Origin of the sequence: Phenylobacterium sp., assembly GCF_036563285.1 — a bacterium.
GTDB lineage: Bacteria > Pseudomonadota > Alphaproteobacteria > Caulobacterales > Caulobacteraceae > Phenylobacterium.
Genome location: NZ_DATCMR010000011.1, coordinates 163,475 through 184,552, shown reverse-complemented (window position 1 = coordinate 184,552; position 21,078 = coordinate 163,475). Strand labels below are relative to the sequence as shown.

Genomic DNA, 21,078 nt, shown 5'->3' with positions numbered 1-21,078 from the left:
CGGTGTTGAGGAACAACCTGAGCCACGGCCCGGTGCGACAGCCTGACGCACCTGCTCGCCGGGAACAATACCGGAGGCGCCAGCGCGCCCTCTCCCGCCAAAGGCGGCAGAGGGTTGGGTGAGGACCGGCTGGGCTGTCTCCGGATGCCAGGACCAAGGGCCCTCGGGCCGGCATCCGGCGCGATCCATCTGCACGAGCCGGCCCTCACCCCGGCCCTCTCCCAAGTCTTCGCTTGGGAGAGGGTGTCGGATATGACGCCCCCATGCCCTGGACCCGCCGCTACGACGAGGCCGAGCCGCAGCGGGTGAACCGCTGGCTGGCGCAGAGCGGGGTGTGCTCCAGGCGCGAGGCCGAGGCGCTGATCGTCGAGGGCCGGGTGTCGATCGACGGGGAGCGGGTGACCGACGCGGGGCGCAAGATCCTGCCGGGCCAGACGCTGACCCTGGACACGCCCGGGGAGGGCCAGGCGCCCACCGGCTTCAGCGTAGTGCTCAACAAGCCGGTGGGGATCGTCTCCGCGCAGCCGGAGCCGGGGCAGGTCCCGGCGGTGCGGCTGCTGACCAGGTCCGCCCTGATGGGCGAGAGCCCGATGATCCCGGACGCCAAGACCAGCCTGGCGCCGCTGGGGCGCCTCGACATGGACTCCCACGGCCTCCTGCTGCTCTCCGATGACGGGGTGCTGGCCAAGGCGGTGATCGGGCCGGAGTCGCAGGTGGACAAGGAGTACCTGGTGCGCGTCACCGGCCAGGTGACCGATCAGAAGGTTGGCCAGCTCCGCTACGGCCTGAAGCTGGACGGGCGGCAGCTACGGCGGGCCAAGGTGGACGTGCTGCGGCCGCAGGTCCTGCGGTTCACCCTCACCGAAGGGCGCAACCGGCAGATCCGGCGGATGTGCGAGCTGGTGGGGCTGCACGTGGTCGACCTGCAGCGGGTGCGCATCGGGCCGCTGAAGCTGGGCGGGCTGCCGCAGGGGCGCTGGCGGGTGCTGACGCCGCAGGAGCGCGAGGCGCTGATCCAGGCCTCGCGCGGCTGAAGCGGCTTGCCATTTTTCAAACGGTTGTTAGTCAGCCTCATGGCTGACGAAGCATCGCCGACGAACCGCGAGACCTACGACGACCGGCCGATCTCCTTCGACCCGAACGAGATGCCGCCGGAGGTCCGCGCGCCGCTGGAGCCGTTCAAGGGCGAAGAGCCGCCGGCGCCGCAGTGGTTCAGGGACGCCATCGCCGTCGAGCCGGAGCGCAGCTTCGTCGACAGCCTGGGCACGAAGCTCGAGGTGCTGACCTGGGGCGAGGTGGGCAAGCCCGGGCTGCTGTTCGTGCACGGCAACTCGGCGCATGCCGACTGGTGGAGCTTCATCGCGCCGTTCTTCGCCGACGATTACCGGGTGGCGTCGATGTCCCTGGCCGGCATGGGCGCCTCGGACTGGCGCGAGCGCTACGCCTTCTCGGACTTCGCGGAGGACGCCGAGGCGGTGAGCCGCGCCGCGGGGCTGTACGAGGGCGGGCGCAAGCCCGTCTACGTCGGGCACTCGTTCGGGGGCGGACAGGTGTTCTACACCGCCGTGAACCGGCCCGAGCTGATGCACGCCGCGGTGCTGGTGGACACCGGCTTCGGGCCGCCGCCGGAGGAGCTGAAGCGGCGCGAGGAGGAGTTCCGCAAGCGCCAGATCGCCAACATCCCGACCCCCGACCGCGGCGGGCGCGTCTATCCCACCCTGGAGGCCGCGCTGGCGCGCTTCCGGCTGATGCCGCCGCAGCCGGCGGAGAACGTCTACATCGCCGACTACATCGCGCGCCGCTCGCTCAAGAGAGCCCCGATGGCCGACGGGTCCGGCGAGGGCTGGACCTGGCGGTTCGATCCGAAGATGTGGGAGAAGCTCGACCGCACGGGCATGGGCCAATCCCCCACGCCGATCCCCGAGGTGCACACGCCGATGGTGCACTTCTACGGGGCCAAGTCGCGGATCGTGCAGATGCGGAAGATGGGCTACCCCTCGCCCTTCCCGCCGGACATGCTCGAGATCGAGATCCCCGACAGCCACCACCACGTCATGATCGACCAGCCGCTGGCGCTGGTGGCGGCGCTGAAGACCCTGCTCGCCCACTGGCCGCGGTAGGCGGGCGGCTTGAGCGGCGCGGCGGTCTCGTGTAGCACCCGCCCCACACACCGGTTCGAGAGACAGGACGAGCGCTTTTCCGATGGCCCAGCACGGTTCCGACTACCACCGCGGCGAGATGGACATCCATGAGCAGCAGTCGACGTTCCACCTGGTGATGGGCATCACGAAGTGGGGCTCGCTGGCCGTTGCCGTGTCCGTGCTGTGGCTGACCATGTGGTTCTGCACGCCCGCGGGCTTCCTGGGCGGGTTCGTCGCCGCCGTGGTGCTGACGGTGGTGGGCATCATCCTGCTGCGCGAGAAGAAGGGCGCCGCGGGGCACTAGCCCGCTCGCTGGACAGACTCCGACGGACGCCCCTATAGCTGGACGAGAGCGTAGGGGGACGAACGCCGCATGCCCGTGATCGCCGTCACGAAAGAGCGTCGCGCAGGCGAGACCCGCGTGGCCGCGGTCCCGGAGACCATCAAAAAGCTCGTGACCGCTGGATTCTCGGTCACCGTCGAGGCCGGCGCCGGCGACGGCGCCTCCTATCCGGACGCCGACTACAAGGCCGCGGGCGCGACCATCGCCAAGACTGCGAAGGACTGCGTCGCCAAGGCCGACATCCTGTTCAAGGTGCGCGGCCCCGAGGCCGACGAGATCGCGGCGCTGAAGACGGGCGCCGTGGTGGTCGCGCTCCTGAACCCGCACCAGGACAAGGCCACGGTCGCAGCCCTGGCCAAGAAGGGCGTCAGCGCCTTCGCCATGGAATTCGTGCCGCGGATCACCCGCGCGCAGGCGATGGACGCGCTGTCCTCGCAGGCCAACCTGGCGGGCTATCGCGCGGTGATCGAGGCGGCCGAGGCCTACGGCAAGGCGCTGCCGATGATGATGACGGCGGCGGGCACTGTCGCGGCCGCCAAGGTCTTCATCATGGGCGTGGGGGTCGCGGGGCTGCAGGCGATTGCGACCGCTCGGCGGCTGGGCGCGGTGGTCACCGCCACCGACGTGCGGCCCGCCACCAAGGAGCAGGTGGAGAGCCTGGGCGCCAAGTTCGTGGCCGTGGAGGACGAGGAGTTCAAGGCCGCCGAGACCGCCGCCGGCTACGCCAAGGAGATGAGCAAGGAGTACCAGGCCAAGCAGGCCGAGCTGGTCTCCAGCCACATCGCCAAGCAGGACATCGTGATCACCACGGCGCTGATCCCGGGCCGGCCCGCGCCGCGGCTGGTGAGCGCCGCACAGGTGGCGTCGATGAAGCCCGGCTCTGTGATCGTCGACCTGGCCGTCGAGCAGGGCGGCAACGTCGAGGGCGTGAAGCTCGGCGAGACGGTGACCACCAAGAACGGCGTGAAGATCCTGGGGACGCCGAACCTGCCCGGCCGCGTGGCGGCCGACGCGTCCGCGCTCTACGCCCGCAACCTGTTCGCCTTCGCCGGCCTGTTCCTCGACAAGGACGGCCAGTTCGCGCCCGACTACGAGGACGAGATCCTCAAGGCGGCCCTGGTCTGCCAGGGCGGCGCGGTCGTGCATCCGCAGCTCAAGGCCTGATCCATGGAAGCCGCCCTGGTCGATCCCACCATCTTCCGCCTGGCGATCTTCGTGCTGGCGATCTTCGTGGGCTATTACGTGGTCTGGAGCGTGACGCCGGCGCTGCACACGCCGCTGATGGCGGTGACCAACGCGATCTCCTCGGTGATCATCGTCGGCGCCCTGCTGGCGGTGGCGGCGCGCGCGCCGGGCGGCGAGCTGACCGGCTCGATCCTGGTGTCGAAGGGCTCTGGCGCGGTGGCCGCGGCCTTCGCCTCGGTGAACATCTTCGGCGGCTTCCTCGTCGTGCGCCGCATGCTGGCCATGTACAAGAAGAAGGCGAAGTAGGCTCATGAACGCCAACGTCGCCGCCATCCTCTATCTTGTCTCGGGCGTGCTCTTCATCCTGGCGCTGCGCGGGCTGTCGTCGCCGACCACCAGCCAGGCGGGCAACCGCTACGGCATGATCGGCATGGCCATCGCGGTGGGCACGACGCTGTGGCTGCTGGGGCCGAACCTCGACCCGCTGACCGTGGGCATGATCCTGGGGGGCGTGGCGATCGGCGGCGTCATCGGCGCGGTGATCGCGCGCCGCGTGGCGATGACCGCCATGCCGCAGCTGGTGGCCGCGTTCCACAGCCTGGTCGGCATGGCCGCCTGCCTGGTGGCGGTGGCCGCGATCCACACGCCGCAGGCCTACGGCATCGCCGGGGCGGACGGCGTGGTGCACCTCAATTCGCTGATCGAGCTGTCGCTGGGCCTCGCCATCGGGGCGGTGACCTTCACCGGCTCGGTGATCGCCTTCGCCAAGCTGAACGGCAACATGAGCGGCGCGCCGATCCTGCTGCCCATGCGCCACCTGCTGAACATCGCGATCGCCGTGGCGATCGTCGTGCTGGTGGCCATCCTGGTGATGAGCGGCGGCTCCGCGCTCTGGGCCTTCTGGGCGATCTTCGCGCTCAGCCTGCTGATCGGCGTCACCCTGATCATCCCGATCGGCGGGGCGGACATGCCGGTCGTGGTGTCCATGCTGAACAGCTACTCCGGCTGGGCGGCGGCGGCGCTGGGCTTCACGCTCGAGAACATCACCCTGATCATCACCGGCGCCCTGGTGGGCTCGTCGGGCGCCATCCTCAGCTACATCATGTGCAAGGGGATGAACCGCAGCTTCGTCTCGGTGATCCTGGGCGGCTTCGGCGGCGACGACGCGGCGGCGGCCTCGGGCCGCGTCGAGACGCGGCCGGTGAAGCAGGGCTCGGCCGACGACGCGGCCTTCATTATGAAGAACGCCAGCAAGGTGATCATCGTCCCCGGCTACGGCATGGCGGTCAGCCAGGCGCAGCACGCCCTGCGCGAGATGGCCGACAAGCTGAAGGAGGAGGGCGTCGACGTGAAGTACGCCATCCACCCGGTGGCCGGCCGGATGCCCGGGCACATGAACGTGCTGCTGGCGGAAGCGAACGTCCCCTACGACGAGGTCTTCGAGCTGGAGGACATCAACGCCGAGTTCCCGACCGCCGACGTGGCCTTCGTGATCGGCGCCAACGACGTCACCAACCCGGCGGCCAAGACCGACAAGACCTCCGCCATCTACGGCATGCCGATCCTCGACGTGGAGAAGGCCCGCACCGTGCTGTTCGTGAAGCGCGGCATGAGCGCGGGCTACGCGGGCGTGGAGAACGAGCTGTTCTTCCGCGACAACACCATGATGCTGTTCGGCGACGCCAAGAAGATGGTCGAGGGGATCCTGAAGTCGCTCTAGCCCACAGGGTCCGGATAGCTGAACCCCATGCCCGGCAGGTGCTGCGGCGCGCCGGCGTCCGGCACCGGCGGCGGCCCGCGCAGGATCACGTAGCCGTCGACCATCCCGTCCCCGTCGATGTCCACGTCGACGCGGCGGTCGCCGCCGCTGGCGGTGGGGGCAAGGGTGGTGAGCGTCCCGGGACCGACGCCGGAAGGGGTGACGCCTTCCGGCGGTACGGGACGGCCCTCGTGGGTGACGATCCGGTCCCCTTCCGCTGCACGGAAGTCGAGGATCACGCCCAGCAGGGTGTCGGCGTGGCCGAGCACGTGCGGCGACACGACGACGAAGGTGTCGGCGCCTTCGCCGCCGTCGGCGGTGACCTGTTCGCCGAGCTCCAGGCGGTCGTCACCTGCGCCGCCCTGCAGAAGGTCCGCGCCGCCGCCGCCTCCGGAGAGGGTGTCGTCGCCGTCGCCGCCGATCACGACGTCGGAGCCTGCGCCGCCGACCAGGCTGTCGTCGCCCGACGAGCCCTGCACGACGTTCGTAGAGGCCGAGGCGACCAGCGTCTCGCCTGCATCGGCGGCCCGGGTCTTGGCCGTGACCGGTTCAGGCGCAGGCAGCGGAGCCTCGGGCGTGACGGCGGCGGCGAGTTGGAGCGGGGCGGCCGCCACGACCTGCGCCGTCGGCAGGGGCTGCGCCTCGTCAGCGTCTGCGGCCATCGCGTGGGCGGCGACCTCGCGGCGATCCGGTGAGGCGTCGTCCTCGATGAGCGCAGGCGGCGGCGGGGTCTCCGGTTCCGGGCTGCGGTCCTCGTGGCGCTCGGGCCCGGTCGGCAGGCCGACGGCGGACTCGTAGAAGAAGGCGGTGGCCACCACCAGCGCGATGAAGGTCTGCGCCTGGCGGGAGAAGGGCACCACGACGGCGGCCTCCCGCTCGGCGCTCCAGGCCAGCCGCTCGCCAAGCGCGCTGGGCAGGTCCTGGGCGCTCGACAGGATGTCGTCGACCGCGTGGTGAACGACGAAGGCGGAGCCGATGCGGGCCACGTGGACCAGCACCTCCTCGTTCTCGTCCTTGACCACGCACCAGGGGTCGCCGTCGTCGGTCACGCCGTAGACGATGTCCACGTGGACGCCGGCGGCGGCGAAGCGCTGGGCCAGCTCTTCCAGGCGCGAGCGCTCGTCGGCGGTCCAGTCGCCGGCGGCGCGTACGCGCTGAACGAAGGGAAGGATGTCACCCATGGAGGCTTGGGAGGTCCTTTAGGAGGGAGGGGGCGTCAGGCCTGCTGGGCTGCGGCCTGTCCCGGCTCGTCGAAGAGGAGCCGGTAAAGCTCAGGTTCGTAGTAGCGCAAGAGGGTGCGCGCGAATTCCTTCGGGTCTTGCCCGAGCGCCACAGCCCAGGCGCCCTGGGTCTCGATAGGGAGCCGGCCGAGCCCGCTCTCCACCTGGCTCACGAAGGTGTAGTAGCGCAGCCCCACCCGCTCGGCGAGTTCGGCCTGGGTCAGGCCGGCGGCCTCGCGGGCGCCCTTCAGCCATCTGCCCGCCTGCTGGCGCAGCCGTTTGGTATGTGCGGCCTTTGCGGCGTCGGGGGCGGGTCTCGGCATCCGGGCTCCAGGAAAGCGAGCGCTTGCAACGGCCGGAAACCGGCGCTACAAGCTGCGTACAGTTATAACTGAACAATCAGTAACGTCACGCGTAGTCGCTTGTCGCATATACCCCCAAACCCCGCAAGCGACGTGACGGAATCGGAGATCTGAGGACCATGAAGCGCCTGTTCCTGTCGGCTGCCGTCATCCCCTTGCTGACGGCTGCAGCGGCCCAGGCCGAGACGAAGATCTCCACGGCCACCACCTCCCCGGTGGCGACCGCTACCCTGGCCAACGGACAGCCTGACGACCTGACGGTGGAGGCCCAAGGGTCCATCAAGCCGACGTCGGCCGGGGTGGCGGTGACTCTCAACTCGAACAACAAGGTGACCAACGCCGGCCAGATCGGCTTCACGGGCGTGAACGACGCCACCGGCGTGCTCGTCCTGGGCGGGTTCACGGGCTCCGTCGCCAACAGCGGCACGATCAGCCTGCTGGAGGACTTCACCCCCGCGGACAGCGACAACGACGGCGACCTGGATGGGCCCTTCGCCCAGGGTTCGAACCGCTTCGGCCTGCGGCTGACCGGAACGAGCCCCTTCGTCGGGAACATCACCAACTCGGGGACGATCAACGTCGAGGGCAACGACTCCGGCGCCATCCGCCTCGACGGTCGGCTGCAGGGCAGCCTGCTGAGCTCGGGGTCGGCGGCCGTGACCGGCGACCGGTCCACCGCGATCTCGGCGGCTTCCGTCTCAGGCGACGTGCGCATCACCGGCGCCGTGTCGGCCCAGGGCGAAGGCTCGGTGGGCGTGACGCTGGGCGACGTGGACGGCGCCGTCGTGCTGCAAAGCCTCATCGCCGCCACCGGCTACCGTTCGGCGACGCGCGCCGCCGACGCGGCCCGCGCGAAGCTGGACGCCGACGACCTGAAGCAGGGCGGCCCGGCGGTGCGCATCTCGGGCAACGTCGCCAAGGGCGTGCTGCTCGACCGGCCGCCGGCCGACAACAGCACCACCGACACCGACGAAGACGATGACGGCGTGGCCGACGCCGCAGAGGGGACGGCGACGCTCACCGCCTATGGCGCCGCGCCTGCGCTCGACATCGGCGGGACCAGCGCTATCGCGCTCGGCGCAGTCGGGACCGGCGATCTCGCGGTTGGCCTGGTCAATCGCGGCACGATCGCGGCCGACGGAGTCAACGACGCAATCGCGGCGACGGCGCTGCGGATCGGGCAGGCCAGCGGCGCCGGGGTCACCGTCCAAGGCGGCGTGAACTCCAGCGGCACGATCCGGTCGCTGGCCTACGGGGCGACCTCGACGGCGGTGCTGGTCAATCCGGGCGCCTCGGTCGCGGCCTTCCGCAACTCCGGCGACCTCCAGGCCAGCGAGCAGGGCGGAAAGCACGACGCGCGCGCCCTGGTCGACCTCTCCGGGTCACTTGCCCTGGTCGAGAACCAGGGGAACATCGCCGCCGTGGTGACGCCGAAGACCGGCGAGACCGCCACCGGCAAGGCCGTCGCCATCGACCTGTCGGCCAACACGACGGGCGCCACGGTGCGCCAGTCGAAGCTCACCGCCACCAGCGCGCCGGCCATCAAGGGCGAGGTCCGCTTCGGCTCCGGCGCCGACCGCCTGGAGCTGCTGGGCGGGACGCTCGCCGGCGACCTTTCGTTCGGCTCCGGCGCCGACGCCTTCGTGATCGACGGCGGCGCGACCGCAACGACCCGGCTGAGCGACGCCGACGGCCTGCTGGCGCTGGACCTGCGCGACGGCCGCCTGGCGCTCTCCAACACCGGCGCGGTGCAGCTCTCCAGCCTGTCACTGGGCGCGAAGGGCGTGCTGGCGGTCACGATCGACGACGCGGCCGGGACGGCCACCCGGCTGAACGTCTCCGGCGCGACGACCGTGGCCAGCGGCGCGCAGCTCGACCTGACCCTCGCCTCGTTGGTGAAGACGGCTAAGTCCTACGAGATCGTCCGCGCGGGCTCTCTGCAGGCGGGTTCGGCGACGGCGAACCTGGTGGGCGCGCCGTTCCTCTACACGGCCACGCTCCGCGCAGACGCGGCGCAGAACGCCCTTGTGGTGGACGTGAAGCCGAAGACGGCCGCCGAGCTCGGCCTGAACCGCTCCGGCGCGCAGGCCTATTCGGCGGTCTTCGCCGCGCTCGACAAGGACGACGGCGTGGAGGCGACCTTCCTCGCCCAGAAGACCCAAACGGGCTTCCAGGCGGCGTTCGACCAGATGCTGCCCGATCATTCCGGCGGCGCCCTGATGTCGGCCCAGGCGATCTCCAGCGCGATCTCCTCGGCCGTCGCCGAGGCGCCTTCGCACGACGACGGCGGCGGCAACGGGATCTGGGCCCAGCAGATCATCTTCCACATCGACCGCGACCGGGACCAAGCGCAGGGCTTCAAGTCGCAGGCGTATGGCCTGGCCGCCGGCGCCGAGATGGTCGGCGACGCCCAGGCCCTGGGCGTGAACCTCAGCTTCGTCACCGACACCTACAAGGACCAGGGCGCCGCGGCCGACGAGCGTGTGGTGATGAACTTCCTGGGGGGCGGCGCCTATTGGCGGGTCCATGCCGGCGGGCTGCGGGCCGGCGCCCGGGCAGGCGTGGCCTATGTGAAATTCGACAGCGACCGCCGCTTCGGCTCGACGCAGGCGAACCTCGCTGCCAAGGCCGACTGGACCGGATGGGCGGCGGAGGCCCATGCCGGCGTCCGGTACGAGGCGCAGCTGGGTTGGCTGGTCGTGCGGCCGGAGCTCAGCCTCGACTACCTGCGGCTCAACGAGGAAGGCTACCGCGAGAGCGGCGGCGGGGCGGGCTTCGACCTGACGGTCGGCGACCGCGAGAGCGACCTGCTCACCGGCCAGGCGCTGCTGGCGATTGGCGCGAGATTCGGCGAGGAGAGCTGGGTGGCGCCGGAGCTGAAGGTCGGCTGGCGCGCAAAGCTGGCCGGCGACGCGGGCCGCACCACGGCCCGCTTCGGCTCCGGCGATCCCTTCACCCTCGATCCGGAGGAGCCCTTCGACGGCGGGCTCGTGGCGCGGGTCGGGGTTCGCGGCGGCGCCCCGCGGGTGCTCTGGTCGGTGGATGCCGGCGGCAGCTTCGACGAGGGCTACAGCGAGTACGACTTCCGGGCCCTGATCCGCTACCTGTTCTGACCTCCTCCCGCCCCCCGGGTGAGCACGGCCGAACTTTTTGTGATGGCCGCACGGCCAAGATTTCGCCTAGAACGTGCGACAGTTCACCGCAGGTGAAGCTGGTGGCCGACGCCGGGGCCCTGGGGACGGGGCGGGCCTCACTCTATGGCGCGGCCGGGCTGGGAGACAGGCGTTTGAGTGAAGCGAGCTTGCCGTCCGACGAGCGCGCGCGACATTGGGTGCTGGAGGCGGCCTTCGGGGCCGCCGCGGCGCTGGCCGCCATCACGGTCGCCCAGGCGGCCTTGCCCGACCGGGTGGAGCTGACCAGCCACAGGCCCCCGCCGCAGGTCATGGCCATGGGCGCGGTGTCGGCGCAGGCGCCTGAGCCGGCGCACCTGATCGCCTTCGCAGATCCCGTGCAGGGCCGCGAGATCGTCTCGCCCTTCGGCCTGCGCCAGCTTCCCTGGGAAGAGAACGGGCGGCTGCACGAGGGCGTCGACATCGCCGCGCCGTTCGGCTCGCCGGTGCTGGCTGCGGCCGATGGCGTCGTGGTCGATGCGGGCCGCAGCTACACCTACGGACGCTATGTGCGGGTGAAGCACGCAGAGGGCCTGACCAGCCTCTATGCGCATATGGGCGCGGTGGCGCCCGACATGGCGCCGGGCCGCGCGGTGAAGGCGGGGATGCCCGTGGGCGAGATCGGCTCCAGCGGGACCTCGACGGGGCCGCACCTGCACTTCGAACTGCGCGACGCCAAGGACCGGCCGCTGAACCCCGGGCTGTTCCTGGGCGAGCAGTTCGCGACCGCCGACGACCTGCCGCTAAAGCAGGCCCGGCGCATTCCACGCGGCGTCCGCAAGGCCTGGGTCTCGCGCATCCCCGAAAGCAAGCGCGAGCAGATGGAGGCGCTGCTGCTCGCGCGCAATTCGCCCAAGGGCGATGGGCCGTTCGGCGCGGTGGCCAAGGGCGGCAAGGGGAGTGTGACCGTCTTCTACGGCGACGGGCGGCCGCACGCGCGCTTCAACGTCGCTCCGATGAAGACGCCGCCGCCCGCCGCCGAAACCGAAGAAGACGCGCCGGTCGCCACGGCCGAGCAGCCGCCGATCTAGCCCGGTGGCCGCAAGCGCCCTTCGCGGGCGGATGGTGGACATCGGCGGCCGGCGGCTTCGCGCCGTCCCGGCCGGTCCGGAGGACGCCTCGCCCCTGATCCTGCTGGAGCACGGCGCTTTCGGCTGCGCCGCGGACTGGGGGGTGGTGCAGGGCAGGCTGGCCGCCAAGGGCCTCCGCAGCCTATCGTACGACCGGGCCGGGATGGGCCTCTCCGAGCCGGGCCCGCGGCCGCGTGACGGCCGTGCAGGGGCCGCGGACCTCGACGCCTTGCTGGCGGCGCTCGGGGAGACCCGGCCGATGGTGCTGGTCGGCCATTCGATGGGCGGGCTCTACGTGCGCCACTACGCCCTGACGCGGCCTGAGCGCGTGCTGGGCGTGGTGCTGGTGGACGCCATGACGCCGGAGGTGATCCGGCTCCCGGCGGGCCCGCAGGCCATCGGCTCGTTCGGGGCGCTGCTGAAGCTGGCGGCGGTGAGCGCGCGCTTCGGCCTGATGCGGCCGGTGGCCTGGATCACCCATGACCTGATCGGGCTGGAGGGCGAGGCCAAGGCCGAGAAGCGCGGCATCCATGGCTCGTCCAGCCATGCCCGCTGGGCGGCGGAGGAGGTGGCCAACTGGACGACCACCTCGCAACTGGCCGGCGCGGCCGACTTCCCACCCAAGCTGCCGGTGGCGGTGGTCACCGCCGGGAGCGAGCGGAACAAGCCTTGGCTGAAGCGCCTGCAGTCGGCGCCGGCGCTGGCATCGGATCATGGCTACCTGGAGCACGTGGCGGGATCGACGCACGCCAACCTGCTGGGCCGCCGGTTCGCCGACCCGGTGGTGCGCGGCGTGGAGCACGTGCTGCGGTTCGCGGGCTAGGCAGGCTCGCGCTCGATGAGGCCACAGGCGGCGACCAGCCGGCCGTGGACCAGCGCCGTCACGCTCACCCCCGCCACGGGCTCGAGGGTGGGGCAGGCCACCCGCCCGTCCTCCACGATGGTGGGCAGGCCGGGTCGGGCGCTGGCGGGCAGGGCCATGACCGCGCGTTTGACGTCCGCGTCCAACTTCCGCGAGCGGCCTTCGAGGCGCTCGACGTAGAGGCCGGGGCGCGTGGCGGTGAATTCGAAGCGGCCGTCCCAGACCACCGCCTGGTCCGGCGTCAGGTAGAGGGAGGTCAGCCCGCCGCGGCGCGCCTCGCCAGCTTCGCGAACGAAGTAGATGTGCTCGTCGTCGGCCTCGATGCGGGCGCCGGCCAGGCTGGCGGTGACCGTCTCGGTCCCGAGAAGCAGGTGGGCGAGGCGCTGGAGCCGTTCGCCGGCCGAACGCTTGTCGCCGCCGCCCGCGCAGACGGCCGCCATGCCGATGAAGGCCACCGCGTCGTCCGGGGGGGCCTTTCGCAGGGCGCTGCGGGCGAGGCGCACCCCGCCCGCCGCATCGAAGCGGCAGGCGTCGCCGAGCGGGTTGGCGCCGGCGCGTGGGATCGGCGGCAGGTCGCCGTCGGCGGTCGCCGCGCGGGCCTGCACCCGCGCCGACTTCGGATCCGCGTTGGCGGGATCGTCGATCCACGTCTCGCCGCGCGCCTGCAGCCAGCCCCGGACCTCGGCGCGGCTCACGCCCAGGAGCGGCCGCAGCAGGAACAGTCCATGGCCTTGCGGCCACGCCGGGGAGGGGCCCCAGTCCTTCGGATCGGGCGTGGTGGAGCCGGCCTGGCGCATCGCCGCGGCCTCGGCCACGTCGCTGCCGGTGTGGCCCATCAGGATCACCCGGGCGCCGGCCCTGCGCGCGGCGTCCGCCAGCAGCCGGTGGCGGGCGGCGCGGGCGGCGGCGGCGAGGCCTGTCGCCGGCTTGGGTTGGTCCCAGGACAGCGCCTGGAAGGCCGCGCCCAGACGCTGGGCGGTGGCGCGGCAGGCCTCGGTCCAGGCGGCGCTCTCGCGGCGGAGCCTGTGGTCCACAGTGAGGATCAGCAGCGGACGGTCTGCGTCTTTGGCCCATTCCGCCGCGAGCAGCGCCAGGGCCAGGCTGTCGCCGCCGCCCGACAGGGCGACCGCGATCGGCTCGTCGGCGTTGCGGATCAGCCGCCGGTCCAGGATCGGCCGGACCAGGGCCGCGAGATCTAGGCCGCGCACTTCGCCTGCGTGGCGGCCGCCTTGGCGCGGGTGTTCACCGCAGCCGGCGCCTTGGGATAGCGCTTCGGCAGCTCGGCCAGGGTCTGGCAGGCGTCCTCGGGCTTCTTCAGCGCGATCAGGGCGCGGGCCAGCTCGACGACGGCGTCGGGCGCCCAGCTCGCCTGCGGCCAGTTGCGGATCGACGCGAGGTAGGACGACGCCGCCTGGGCATGCTGACGGCGGGCCGTCTGGGTCTTGCCCAGCCAGTAGCGCGCCTCCGCCTGACGCGGACCATCGGGGAACTGCTCGAGGTAGGCCTCAAAGGCAGCGCCCGCGCCAGCGTTGTCGCCGGCCTGCATCAGGCCGCGCGCCTCCGTGAACGCCTCCGAGGCGGTCCTTGGCTTGGCGTCCTCGATTGGTGGGGGCGGAGGCTCCGGCGGCTTCTCGAGCGTCGCCACCCGCTGCTCGGCGGCGGCCAGCTTCTCGGTCAGCCCGGCGAGCTGCTCCTTCAGCCTGGCGTTCTCGCGCTTGGTCAGATCCAGCTCGTGGGCGGTGGTCTCCATCGAGCCGTTGATCCGCCGCAGGGTCTGCTCCAGGTCGGCGATGCGGCTGGAGAGCTCCAGCATCCGGGCGTCGGTGTCGGCCGGCTGGACGACCACCGGAGCGCCGGTCTTCTGGGCCTTGAAGACGATGTCGCGCAGTTCGCGCACCACCTTCTCCATCCGCTCCACCCGCCGCGCGTCGCGGGCGTCGAGCGGGTCGTCCATCGGCGTCTGGGCGAGCACCGGGGCCGCCGCCATCGCGAGAATGGCGGCGGGGAGCGCGAGGCGGCGGAGGAGCGGGAAGCGGGACATGGCGACCTAGCGGGCGCCGCTCACGATGTCGGTGTGGGCGTTGCGGTTCTTCGCGTGCGCCTCTTCGCTCGGGCCCGTGTCGATCGGCCTCTCCTTGCCGTAGGAGATGGTGCTGATCCGGTCGGAGGTGACGCCGCGGCCGACCAGGAAGTCGCGCACCGCGTTGGCGCGCCGCGCGCCGAGCGCCAGGTTGTATTCCCGCGTGCCGCGTTCGTCGGCGTTGCCCTCGATGCGCACCCGCACGGCCGGATAGCGCCGCAGCCACTGGGACTGGGCCTCCAGGATGGGCTGGGCGTCGGCGCGGATCTCGTAGCTGTCGTAGTCGAAGAAGACGCGGTCGCCGACGTTGACCGTGAAATCCTGCAGCGAGCCCGGCGCGACCTGCGCCGCGCCGCCCGGGACGGTGCTCTGGCCGATGCCGGTGTCGGGCCGCGTGCTCGGCGCCGCGCCCTTGGGCGCCGGCTTGGTGTCGAAGCTGGGCTTCGGGCGCGTGCAGGCCGTCATCGAAACGGCCGCGGCGGCGAGGAGCGCGATGGCGACGGCGCTCTTGCTGTGGATGGCCTTCATGGTCGTCTCCTTCGGTCTTGTTGTCGGGGTCTCTTGAGCTGGACGCAACCTAGTTGAGCAGCGGCGACCAAGCGGGGTCGGAACCGGACTGCGGGTACGGCACGGGACGCAGGATCCGGCCGGTGACGTCGACGGTCCAAAGCCGCGGCGCGCCGCCGGCGGTCTCGCGCGAGAACATCAGCACGCGCCCGTTCGGCGCCCAGGTGGGGCTCTCGTCGAGGTAGCTGGAGGTCAGGATGCGCTCGTCCGTGCCGTCGGGGCGCATGACGCCGATGTGGAACTGGCCGCCCTCTTCCTTGGTGAAGGCGATGAACTCGCCGGTGGGGCTCCAGACCGGGGTCGTGTAGCGGCCGGCCGCGAAGCTGATCCGGCGCGGGTTCGAGCCGTCGGCGGCCATGATGTAGAGCTGCGGCTGGCCCGAGCGGTCGGAGTTGAAGACGATCTGGCTGCCGTCCGGCGAGAACGAGCCCGAGGTGTCGATGCCCGGGTCGGCGGTGAGCCGGCGCGTGGCGCGGCTCCTCAGGTCCATCACATGGATGTCGCTGTTGCCGCCGCGCTCGACGGAGAACACCACCCGGGTCCCGTCGGGCGAGAAGCGCGGCGCGAAGACCATGCCCTGGAACTCGCCGAGGCTCTCGCGGCGCGTGGTCTCCAGGTTCAGCAGGTAGACCGAGGAGCCTTCGGGCCGCAGCGCCATGTAGGTGATCTCCTGGCTGGTGGAGGAGAACCTGGGCGTCATGACGATGGAGCCGCCGTCGGTGAGGTAGCTGGGGTTGGCCCCGTCCTGGTCCATGATGGCCAGACGCTTGGTGCGTGCGCCGCGCGCGCCGCTCTCGGCGACGAACACCACGCGGGTGTCGAAGTAGCCCTTCTCGCCGGTCAGGCGCTCGTAGATCTGGTCGGAGATCTTGTGCGCCACGCGCCGCCAGTTCTCCGGCGAGGAGGTGAACTGCAGGCCGAGCAGCTGCTGGCCGGCGAAGACGTCCCAGAGGCGGAAGTCGACGGTGAGCTTACCGTCCACCACGGTGACCTTGCCGTTCACCAGGGCCTGCGCGTTGATCTGCTTCCAGCTCTCGAAGGTCGGCTGCACGGCCGGGTCGAGATTGCGCTCGACGAAGCTCGCCGGGTCGATGGGCCGGAAGAGGCCGGAGCGTTCCAGGTTGGCGCTGATCACGCCGGCGATCTCGGCGCCCGAGGCGTCGCCGCCGAACGCGGGGATCGCCACCGGCAGCGGCTGGACGTCGGCGCGGTTCACATTGACCACGATCTCGGCGCGGGCGGGCTGCGCCGCCAGCAGGCCGGCCGCACACGCCAGCGCCACCATCAGGGTCCTCAGGAACGTCATGTCGAGCAGGCCTCGCGGGCGTTGAAGATGACGGCGATGCGGTCGCCATAGAACTCCCGCGGCAGGTTGCGGAAGGGGGCTGCGGCATAGACGGCGCGCACGGCGCGCTCGGCGGCCGCCTGGCCGACGGCGCTCTGCGGGCCGCGTAGGATCTGCCAGCCGGGCTCGCCGGCCACCTGGCCGCCGGCGCTGAGCATGAAGGTGACCTTCACCTGCATGTCGCGGCCGCCCTCGACGGCGCAGTTGGGGTTCCAGCGGCGCTGCAGGTCGTCCACCAGGCCGGCGAGCGCGGCCTGGGCGGCGGCAGGGTCGGTGCCGGTGGTCTCGCGCGCCGTGGTGGCGGTGGACGGCCGGGTGGGGCCCTTGGGCGCGGAGGAGGCCTTCGGCTGACTGCGCGGCACGAGCTTCGACAGGCTCTTTTCCAGCGCGGCGAAATCGAGCGACTTCTCCGGCTTGGCGGGCGTCTTCGGCGCCGGCGTCTGGGCCGCCTTCGGCGCCGGCGCGGGAGTCGGAGGCGTTGGCGTGGGCGGCGGCGGGACGACTTCGGCCGGCGCGTCGGCTACGGGCGCTTCCGTCATGGCGGGCGCCTCGATCTCGTCCTGCACGGCCGGCGGCGGCTCGCCCTGCGGGCCGTTGGAGACGATGGTCACCGGGACCACGCTGCCCACCTGCAGGTCGCGCGCCCAGGGCCAGGAGATGAGCAGGGCCGCGGCGACCGCGCCGTGCAGCGCGACCGATCCCACCATGGCCGGCGACAGCTCGCGCTTGATCACGCCGGCGCCTCCTCGCCCGTCGACACCGGGCCGCCGGTGTCGGTGATCAGGTTGATGGAGGTGAAGCCGGAGGTGGAGAGCGCCGCCATCACCTGGGCGACGATCTCGTAGGAGGCCTTGCCGTCGGCGCGGACGTAGACGGGCTTCTTCGCGTCGGCGCCAGCCTGGGCGCGCATGCGGCCGGTGAGCTGGCTGAAGGCCACCTGGTCCTCGCCGAGGAAGATCGAGCCGTCGGCGCGGATCGAGACGGTCAGCGGCTCCGGCTGGTCCTGCATGGCGCCGGCCTCGGTCTTGGGCAGCTCCACCGGGACGCCGACGGTGAGCAGGGGCGCCGAGATCATGAAGATGATCAGCAGCACCAGCATCACGTCCACGAGGGGCGTGACGTTGATCTCGCTCAGCGTCCCGCGCCGGCCACGGCCGTAGCGGCGGCGGCTGCGGCGGCCTCCGCCAGCGGCGAAGGCGTCGTGGGCGGACAGGCCCATGCCGCTACACCCGGTCCGCCAGCCGCCGCTGGATGGCGGTGGAGAGGTCGTCGGCGAAGCCCTCGAGCCTGGCGGCGAACTTGCCGGCCTTCGTGGAGAAGGCGTTGAACGCGATGTACGCCGGGATGGCCGCGACGAGGCCTATAGCGGTGGCGAACAGGGCCTCGGCGATCGAGGGGGCGACGACGGCGAGCGAGGTGTTCTTCTGGATCGCGATCGACTGGAAGGCGTGCATGATACCCCACACCGTGCCGAACAGGCCGATGAAAGGCGACGCGGTCGCGACGATGGCGAGCAGGCCCAGGCCGTCTTCGACGCGCTGGCTCTCGCGGGCGATGATGGTGTCGAGGACGCGGTCGATCCGCTGGATCAGGAAGGCGGCCTGACTGTCGGAGGCCTGGCCCTTGGCGCGGGCGTCGCGCCACTCCTTCAGGGCGCCCTGCAGCATGCGGGGCAGCGCATGGCGGGGGCGCTCGCCGGCGTCGGCGGCGATGTCCTCCAGGCTGCGGCCCGAGCCGATGGCGTCCTCGAACTTGTCGGCCTGGCGGTTCAGCGCGGCGAAGCGGAAGGTCTTGTCGAGGATCACCGCCCACGACCACAGCGAGGCCAGCGCCAGGCCGACCATCACCAGCTTCACCACCCAGTCCGCCCGCAGGAACAGCGAGACGGCGTTGAAGCTCTCTGGGCTGACGGCCGTGGGGTCCATGCGGGCTCCGGGTGAGTCGTGGGGCTGTGGTTGCCTGAGCCGGTGGCGACTTTAGGGCGCCCCTGCCAACAACGGTTCGACTGCGGCGACAAGTCCCGCCGGCGGTTTTCTGGGCCGTCCGTCGAGGCCGATGCAGGCGGCCTCCACCGCAGCCTCGGCGATCAGGTCGGCGCCGCGGACGATCCGCTGGCTGATGAACAGCCGCGGGCCCTTCATCCGGTCGTAGGTGGTGCGGACGAGCAGCGCGTCGTCGATGCGCGCCGGGCGGCGGAACTCCAGGCCCATGCGCACCACGGTGAAGGCGCCGGGATCCTCGCGCTGCAGGAGGTCGGCGTGGCTGACGCCGGCGACCCGCAGGAAGTCGCTCCGGCCGCGCTCGAAATAGCGCAGGTAGTTGGCGTGGTAGACGACGCCGGTGAAGTCGGTGTCCTCGTAGTAGATGCGCACCGGCAGCACGTGCTCGCGGCCTTCGAGCCAGCCGGCGGAGGGTGCGGTCTCTTTCATTCCTCGAACAGGTCTCCGCGCGCCGGCTTGCCGGTGGGCGGAGGTGCGGTCAATCCCAGATGCTCGTAGGCGCGCGCACAGGCCATGCGGCCGCGCGGCGTGCGCTGGATGAAGCCCTGCTGCAGGAGGAAGGGCTCGATGACGTCCTCGACCGCGTCGCGGGCCTCGGCGATGGCGTAGGCGAGCGTCTCCACGCCGGCCGGCCCGCCGGCGTAGTTCTCGATCAGGGCGCGCAGATAGCGGCGGTCGAGGCTGTCGAGGCCGTGCTCGTCCACCTCCAGCCGGGCGAGGGCCGAGGCCGCCACCTTGCGCTCGATGTGGGCCTCGCCGTCCGCGGCGGCGAAGTCTCGGACCCGGCGCAGCAGGCGGCCGGCGACGCGGGGCGTGCCGCGGGCGCGGCGCGCGATCTCGGCGGCGCCGTCGGGGGTGAGGTCGAGGCCCAGCTTGGCGGCGGCGCCGGTGAGCACCAGCTGCAGCTCTTCGGGCGTGTAGAACTCCAGGCGCAGCGGGATGCCGAAGCGGTCGCGCAGCGGCGTCGCCAGCAGTCCCGCCCGCGTGGTCGCCGCTACGAGCGTAAAAGGCGCGAGGTCGATGCGGATGGAGCGCGCCGAGGGCCCGTCGCCGATCACCAGGTCGAGGACGTGGTCCTCCATGGCCGGGTAGAGGATCTCCTCCACGTTGGCGGCGAGGCGGTGGATCTCGTCGATGAACAGGACGTCGCGCGGCTCGAGATTGGTGAGGATGGCCGCCAGGTCGCCGGCCTTGGCGAGCACGGGGCCGCTGGTGGCGCGGAAGTTGACGCCGAGCTCGCGGGCGACGATCTGGGCGAGCGTCGTCTTGCCCAGGCCCGGGGGGCCGAACAGCAGCACGTGGTCCAGCGCCTCGCCGCGCTGCTTGGCGCCTTCGATGAACACCGAGAGGTTGGCCTTGGCCTGCTGCTGGCCGACGAACTCGGCGAGCGTCTGCGGGCGCAGCGCCCGGTCCTGCGGCTCGAAGGGCTGGGGCTCGCCGGAGACGATGCGGGTCATGACATTCCTCCGCTCATCCCGGCGAAGGCGGGGACCCATGGGGCGTGGCGGATTTCACGCCGCGCTGAGGACGTCCACGGAGTCAGCTTGGGTGCCCGGCTCCGCGGGGATGAGCGGGTTTTAAAAGTCACCGCCCCAGCTCCTGGAGCGCCGCCTTGATGAGGGCGGCGGGGGCGGCGTCTTCGCCGAGCCGGACGGCGGCGGCTTCGACCACGCGGCGGGCGTGGGGCTCGGCGACGCCTAGGCCCATCAGGGCGGCCACGGCCTCGCCGGCGAGGCTCGGCTTGGCGGCTTCGGCGGCGGGAATGGACGCGTGGAAGGCCTGCACCGGGCCGTCGTGGATCGGCTTGTCCTTCAGCTCGATGGCGATGCGGGCGGCAAGCTTGGGTCCCACGCCCTGGGCGCGGGCGATGGCGGCCTTGTCGTCGCGGGCGCAGGCGGCGGCGAGCTCGGGCGGGGAGAGCACGTCGAGGACGGCCAGGGCGGCCTTGGGGCCCACCCCCTGGATGGTCTTCAGGATCACGAAGGCGCGGCGCTCGTCGCGGCTCAGGAAGCCGTAGAGCGTCATGCCGGTCTGCTCGCCCCAGATGGTCTCCACGTGGAGCAGGGCCTCCGAGCCGATCTCCGGCAGGCGGGTGAGCGTGCGCGAGCCGCAACGGACCACATAGCCCACGCCGACCACGTCGATCAGGGCGTCCTCCTCGCCCACCTCGGCGACGACGCCGCGCAGCCGGCCGATCATCATGCCGCCCCGCGTAGCTGACCGCGGGTGCGCGAGTGGGCGTGGACGATGGCGACGGCGAGCGCGTCGGCGGCGTCGGCGGTGGTCTTGCCGGCGGTGGGCAGCAGGCGGGCGATCATGAAGCCCACCTGGGATTTATCGGCTCCCCCCGTCCCGACGACCGCCTTCTTGACCACGGTGGCGGCGTATTCGCCCACCGGCAGGCCGGCGCGGGCCGGGGCCAGCATGGCGCAGGCCCGGGCGTGGCCGAGCTTCAGGGCCGACTGGGCGTTGGAGTTCATGAAGGTCTCCTCCACCGCCGCCTCGTCGGGGGCATGGGCCGCGATCACCGCGGCGATCGCGTCGTAGAGGAAGCACAGCCGCTCGGCGAAGGGCGCCTCGGTGGGCGGGGTGATCACCCCGTGCGCCACGTGGGACAGGCGCGCGCCCAGGCACTCCACCACGCCCCAGCCGGTGCGGCGCAGGCCGGGATCGAGGCCAAGGATGCGGATGGGGCGAATCGGGTTCATGGTCTGTTCCGAAGGTGCCCCATCCGACGCGGGAAAGCTTGCGGAAAGGTGGATGGGAGGAGGCCGCGTATGAGCGGCGCCGCGAGGCCCGCTGCCGGCCGGGCCCGCGCGCCCTAGCCGCGACGGCCTGAGCCCGCACAAAAGCGCCCCCGGGGCCCTGCGGCGCCGGGGGCGTGAGATCGAGCGCAGCGCCGAGGGCTCAATCCCGCGCTGCCCTGTCCCAACTCGCGCCGCTCGCCGCCGTTCCCGGGCCGCCAAACGAAAGG

22 protein-coding genes are annotated in these 21,078 nt (G+C 71.8%); 9 read left to right on the top strand and 13 right to left on the bottom strand.

Features of this window, described 5'->3' with window-relative positions; genetic code table 11:
- The first annotated feature begins 263 nt into the window (after positions 1-263).
- From VIL76_RS11595 to VIL76_RS11570, 6 genes are all read left to right on the top strand, one after another.
- Positions 264-1,034 carry a pseudouridine synthase gene (locus VIL76_RS11595; RefSeq protein ID WP_332045191.1) on the top strand — a complete coding sequence of 257 codons (771 nt, stop codon included), beginning with the start codon at positions 264-266 and terminating at the stop codon, positions 1,032-1,034.
- Positions 1,035-1,073: 39 nt separating this feature from the next.
- Positions 1,074-2,120: an alpha/beta hydrolase gene (locus tag VIL76_RS11590; RefSeq protein ID WP_332045190.1), complete on the top strand. Its 1,047-nt coding sequence runs from the start codon at positions 1,074-1,076 to the stop codon at positions 2,118-2,120.
- A gap of 82 nt (positions 2,121-2,202) precedes the next feature.
- Positions 2,203-2,445 carry an aa3-type cytochrome c oxidase subunit IV gene (locus tag VIL76_RS11585; protein WP_332045189.1) on the top strand — a complete coding sequence of 81 codons (243 nt, stop codon included), beginning with the start codon at positions 2,203-2,205 and terminating at the stop codon, positions 2,443-2,445.
- A 69-nt stretch (positions 2,446-2,514) separates the two neighbouring features.
- Positions 2,515-3,648: a Re/Si-specific NAD(P)(+) transhydrogenase subunit alpha gene (locus tag VIL76_RS11580; RefSeq protein WP_332045188.1), complete on the top strand. Its 1,134-nt coding sequence runs from the start codon at positions 2,515-2,517 to the stop codon at positions 3,646-3,648.
- 3 nt (positions 3,649-3,651) lie between these two features.
- The gene (locus VIL76_RS11575) at positions 3,652-3,975 is read left to right on the top strand and encodes a proton-translocating transhydrogenase family protein (RefSeq protein WP_332045187.1); all 324 of its coding nucleotides are present in this window, start codon (positions 3,652-3,654) and stop codon (positions 3,973-3,975) included.
- 4 nt (positions 3,976-3,979) lie between these two features.
- Positions 3,980-5,389 (top strand): NAD(P)(+) transhydrogenase (Re/Si-specific) subunit beta, encoded by a 1,410-nt coding sequence (locus VIL76_RS11570; protein ID WP_332045186.1) that lies wholly within the window; start codon positions 3,980-3,982, stop codon positions 5,387-5,389.
- Here the strand turns inward: VIL76_RS11570 and VIL76_RS11565 are convergent.
- Positions 5,386-6,609, bottom strand: coding sequence for a hypothetical protein (locus VIL76_RS11565; protein WP_332045185.1), 1,224 nt, complete (start codon positions 6,607-6,609; stop codon positions 5,386-5,388). The two genes, VIL76_RS11570 and VIL76_RS11565, sit on opposite strands and share 4 nt — an antisense overlap.
- Positions 6,610-6,644: 35 nt before the next feature.
- Positions 6,645-6,971: a helix-turn-helix transcriptional regulator gene (locus VIL76_RS11560; protein ID WP_332045184.1), complete on the bottom strand. Its 327-nt coding sequence runs from the start codon at positions 6,969-6,971 to the stop codon at positions 6,645-6,647.
- 158 nt (positions 6,972-7,129) lie between these two features.
- Here VIL76_RS11560 and VIL76_RS11555 point away from each other — a divergent pair, with 158 nt between their 5' ends.
- From VIL76_RS11555 to VIL76_RS11545, 3 genes are all read left to right on the top strand, one after another.
- On the top strand, positions 7,130-10,123 hold the full coding sequence (locus VIL76_RS11555; protein WP_332045183.1) for an autotransporter outer membrane beta-barrel domain-containing protein: 2,994 nt from the start codon (positions 7,130-7,132) through the stop codon (positions 10,121-10,123).
- A gap of 173 nt (positions 10,124-10,296) precedes the next feature.
- Positions 10,297-11,211 carry a M23 family metallopeptidase gene (locus tag VIL76_RS11550; protein WP_332045182.1) on the top strand — a complete coding sequence of 305 codons (915 nt, stop codon included), beginning with the start codon at positions 10,297-10,299 and terminating at the stop codon, positions 11,209-11,211.
- 4 nt (positions 11,212-11,215) lie between these two features.
- Positions 11,216-12,073 carry an alpha/beta fold hydrolase gene (locus VIL76_RS11545; protein ID WP_332045181.1) on the top strand — a complete coding sequence of 286 codons (858 nt, stop codon included), beginning with the start codon at positions 11,216-11,218 and terminating at the stop codon, positions 12,071-12,073.
- Here the strand turns inward: VIL76_RS11545 and tilS are convergent.
- The 11 genes from tilS to ruvC all read right to left on the bottom strand — a co-directional run bounded on the left by tilS (position 12,070) and on the right by ruvC (position 20,812).
- Complete coding sequence (gene tilS / locus VIL76_RS11540) at positions 12,070-13,320, bottom strand: tRNA lysidine(34) synthetase TilS (protein ID WP_332045180.1); 1,251 nt, start codon at positions 13,318-13,320, stop codon at positions 12,070-12,072. The two genes, VIL76_RS11545 and tilS, sit on opposite strands and share 4 nt — an antisense overlap.
- Complete coding sequence (gene ybgF, locus VIL76_RS11535; protein ID WP_332045179.1) at positions 13,308-14,153, bottom strand: tol-pal system protein YbgF; 846 nt, start codon at positions 14,151-14,153, stop codon at positions 13,308-13,310. Before ybgF ends, tilS begins: the two co-directional genes overlap by 13 nt.
- Before the next feature lie 6 nt (positions 14,154-14,159).
- Positions 14,160-14,720: a peptidoglycan-associated lipoprotein Pal gene (pal, locus tag VIL76_RS11530; protein ID WP_332045178.1), complete on the bottom strand. Its 561-nt coding sequence runs from the start codon at positions 14,718-14,720 to the stop codon at positions 14,160-14,162.
- A 49-nt stretch (positions 14,721-14,769) separates the two neighbouring features.
- Positions 14,770-16,044, bottom strand: a complete 1,275-nt coding sequence (tolB, locus tag VIL76_RS11525) for a Tol-Pal system beta propeller repeat protein TolB (RefSeq protein WP_332046491.1) — start codon at positions 16,042-16,044, stop codon at positions 14,770-14,772.
- 17 nt (positions 16,045-16,061) lie between these two features.
- Complete coding sequence (locus VIL76_RS11520; protein ID WP_332045177.1) at positions 16,062-16,838, bottom strand: energy transducer TonB; 777 nt, start codon at positions 16,836-16,838, stop codon at positions 16,062-16,064.
- Positions 16,835-17,323: a protein TolR gene (tolR, locus tag VIL76_RS11515; RefSeq protein WP_332045176.1), complete on the bottom strand. Its 489-nt coding sequence runs from the start codon at positions 17,321-17,323 to the stop codon at positions 16,835-16,837. The genes VIL76_RS11520 and tolR overlap by 4 nt, the downstream gene beginning before the upstream one ends.
- A gap of 4 nt (positions 17,324-17,327) precedes the next feature.
- The gene (tolQ, locus tag VIL76_RS11510; protein WP_332045175.1) at positions 17,328-18,029 is read right to left on the bottom strand and encodes a protein TolQ; all 702 of its coding nucleotides are present in this window, start codon (positions 18,027-18,029) and stop codon (positions 17,328-17,330) included.
- Between the two features lie 51 nt (positions 18,030-18,080).
- Complete coding sequence (locus VIL76_RS11505; protein ID WP_332045174.1) at positions 18,081-18,533, bottom strand: YbgC/FadM family acyl-CoA thioesterase; 453 nt, start codon at positions 18,531-18,533, stop codon at positions 18,081-18,083.
- Positions 18,530-19,561 (bottom strand): Holliday junction branch migration DNA helicase RuvB, encoded by a 1,032-nt coding sequence (gene ruvB / locus VIL76_RS11500; RefSeq protein WP_332045173.1) that lies wholly within the window; start codon positions 19,559-19,561, stop codon positions 18,530-18,532. Before ruvB ends, VIL76_RS11505 begins: the two co-directional genes overlap by 4 nt.
- A gap of 127 nt (positions 19,562-19,688) precedes the next feature.
- Positions 19,689-20,303: a Holliday junction branch migration protein RuvA gene (gene ruvA, locus VIL76_RS11495; protein ID WP_332046490.1), complete on the bottom strand. Its 615-nt coding sequence runs from the start codon at positions 20,301-20,303 to the stop codon at positions 19,689-19,691.
- Positions 20,303-20,812, bottom strand: a complete 510-nt coding sequence (gene ruvC, locus VIL76_RS11490; RefSeq protein ID WP_332045172.1) for a crossover junction endodeoxyribonuclease RuvC — start codon at positions 20,810-20,812, stop codon at positions 20,303-20,305. Before ruvC ends, ruvA begins: the two co-directional genes overlap by 1 nt.
- Positions 20,813-21,078: the final 266 nt, after the last annotated feature.